Source organism: Duganella sp. CF402, assembly GCF_900109645.1.
GTDB lineage: Bacteria > Pseudomonadota > Gammaproteobacteria > Burkholderiales > Burkholderiaceae_D > Rugamonas.
Genome location: NZ_FOBG01000011.1, coordinates 1 through 2980 on the forward strand (window position 1 = coordinate 1; position 2980 = coordinate 2980).

The 2980-nt window shown below is 58.9% G+C and carries 2 protein-coding genes; both read left to right on the forward strand.

What is annotated here, in order from left to right; all coding sequences use genetic code 11:
- Window positions 1–216 precede the first annotated feature (216 nt).
- The gene (locus BMZ70_RS27795; RefSeq protein ID WP_092281715.1) at window positions 217–1578 is read left to right on the forward strand and encodes a sodium-dependent transporter; all 1362 of its coding nucleotides are present in this window, start codon (window positions 217–219) and stop codon (window positions 1576–1578) included.
- A gap of 44 nt (window positions 1579–1622) precedes the next feature.
- Window positions 1623–2834, forward strand: a complete 1212-nt coding sequence (locus BMZ70_RS27800) for a sensor histidine kinase (RefSeq protein WP_092281717.1) — start codon at window positions 1623–1625, stop codon at window positions 2832–2834.
- Window positions 2835–2980 lie beyond the last annotated feature (146 nt).

The following is a 2980-nucleotide window of genomic DNA, read 5'->3' on the forward strand; positions in this document are numbered from 1 at the left end:
ACTACTGTATTATTTCTTGTTGAGCATTTAATGCTTTTTGTTGCAGCATCAAACGCCCACATTTATCGACTGTAATTTTTTAAAGATCTGCTTCATTTGCTGCGAATCGTTTTGTCCGTCAGCGAAGAGACAAGATTATGCCGTGTGGCATTCGTTCCGTCAACCCTCTTTTTCGTTTGATACAATCGTTTTCTCATATTTCGATAGAAAGCAGCAATGAGCGATAAGAATAAACGTGGTGGCTTCAGCTCCGGCTTTGGCGTCCTGGCCGCCACACTGGGCTCCGCCGTCGGTCTCGGCAACATCTGGAAATTTCCATCCCTCACTGGCGCCAACGGCGGCGCCGGCTTCCTGCTGGTGTATCTGCTGGCGACACTGGTGATTGGCCTGCCGGTCATGATTGCGGAGATTACACTGGGCCGCGCCGCCAAGGCCAATCCCATCACGACACTGCAAACGCTGGCGCCGAAGAAAAGCCTGCCGTGGTGGCTAATTGGTGCGGGCGGCATGCTGGCAGCTTTCCTGATCCTGTCCTTTTATTCCGAAGTGGTGGCTTGGGTATTCGCCTATGTGTTCAAGGCCATCGGCGGCAGCATCCTCAGCAGCGATCGCCATGTGACCGAAAGCGCGTTTGGCGCGCTGATTGCAGATCCGCTGCAATCGGCGCTGTGGCAATGGGCGGTGCTGGTCTTCATCGGCGGCATTTTGCTACTGGGTGTGACCAAGGGCATTGAAGGCATCACCAAGAAACTGATGCCGGTGCTGTTCCTCCTGTTGCTGCTGCTGTGCGCGGTCAGCCTGACCTTGCCCAAGGTTGGCGAAGGCCTGGCCTTCCTGTTCAAGCCAGACTTCAGCAAAATCAGCGCCGGCGTGGTCCTGACTGCGATGGGACTGGCCTTCTTCAAGCTATCGCTGGGCATGGGCACCATGATGACCTACGGCTCCTACTTCCGCGACGACCAGAATATCCCGGCCACCACGCTGCGCGTGATGCTGGCCGACCTGTTCGTCTCCATGTTGGCCGGCATTGCCATCTTCCCGGCGGTATTCAGCTTCGGCTTTGAGCCGGCGGCCGGCCCGGCGCTGGTGTTCATCACTATTCCGGCGGTGTTCTCACAGATCCCTGGCGGCCAGCTGCTGATGATTGCTTTCTTTGCGCTGGCTTCGGTGGCGGCGACCGGCGCCATGCTGTCGATGATGGAAGTGCCGGTGGTGATTCTGCACGAACGCTTCGGCATGAGCCGGCCGAAAGCCACGCTGCTGACCATCGCCATGCTGGTAGTGCTGGGCTCGAGCTGCGCGCTGACCAACAGCACGCTGGCCGGCTTCAAGCTGTTTGGCATGACGATGTTTGACCTGTTCGACTTCGCGTCGTCCAATGTGCTGCTGCCACTGGCTGGCATTCTGCTAGCGTTGTTCGTGGGCTGGGTGTGGGGGCGTGACAACTTCCAGCGCGCGCTGTCCAACCAGGGCACGCTGCGCAACGCCACAGTGACTGGCGCGGTGTTCTTCCTGCTGCGCTATGTGTCGCCGTTGCTGATCCTGGTGGTGATGCTGAAAGGCCTCGATTTGTTCTGAGGCAGCGTTATATACTGACCGCACTATAAAAATCAGGGTGCGCGATGAATCAGAGCGAAGTCCCCGTAGTGCCGATGCCGACGATCCTGATCGTCGACGACTCTCCCTCCTATCTGGCCGCGCTGCTGGACAGGCTGGAGCGGCACGGTTTTCTCATCGTGCTGGCGCAAACCGCCGCCGAAGGCCTGATGCGCGCGGCCTTCGCCGAGCCCGACCTGATCCTGCTTGACGTGGTGATGCCCGACATCGACGGCTTTGAAGCCTGCCGCCGCCTCAAGGCCGGCAAAAACACCAAGGATATCCCGGTCATCTTTATGACCGGCCTCACCGATCCCAAACAAAAGGTCACCGGCTTCGATGCCGGCGGCGTCGACTACATCACCAAGCCCTTCCAGATCGAGGAAGTGCTGGCCCGCATCAACACCCACCTGGCCCTGCGCCGCGCCAACCGTGAACTGCACGACATGATTGCCACACTGGCAAAGGCGCGCGAAGACCTGGTGCACAATGAAAAGCTGGCAGGTCTCGGCGCGCTGGTGGCCGGCATTGCGCATGAACTGAACACGCCGATCGGCAACAGCCTGATGGCAGCCACCACGTTTGAAATGCAGACTGAGGATATCGGCCGCCACATCAGCGCCGAGGGCGGCATCACGCGCAAGGAGTTTGAGCATTACATCGAGAACGCACGGATGTCGGTCGACATCCTGAGCCGCAACCTGCACCGCGCGGCCGATATCGTCACCAACTTCAAGCAAGTGGCGGTGGACCAGACCAGCTCGCAGCGCCGCAGCTTCCTGCTCGACGAAGTCATCGCCGGCAATGTGCTGACGCTGCAGCCGACCATCAAGCGCACGCCATTCACTATCCAGCAGCGCGTTCCGCACGACCTGATGATGGAAAGTTATCCCGGTCCGCTAGGCCAGGTCGTGACCAATCTGATCAACAACGCCATCCTGCACGGCTACGAGGGCCGCAGCGAAGGCGTGATTGCGGTGAGCGCGCAGTTGTCGGCGCAGGGCTGGGTAACGCTGAGCGTGGAGGACCACGGCGTCGGCATCGCACGCGACGATTTGCCGCGCATCTTCGATCCCTTCTTTACCACCAAGATGGGCGTGGGCGGATCGGGACTGGGCTTGAATATCGTGCATAACATCGTGACCGAAATCCTGGGTGGCCGGATCGATGTGAGCAGTGAGGTGGGAGGCGGGACGCGCTTTACGCTGACGCTGCCGATGTCTGCGCCGCTAAAATGAAAACAGAAATGAAAAAGGCCCGCACAGAACGCTGAGCGGGCCTAATTCGGTATAACTAGCTTGACGATAACCTACTTTCACACTGGTTGCAGCACTATCATCGGCGTAGAGTCGTTTCACGGTCCTGTTCGGGATGGGAAGGGGTG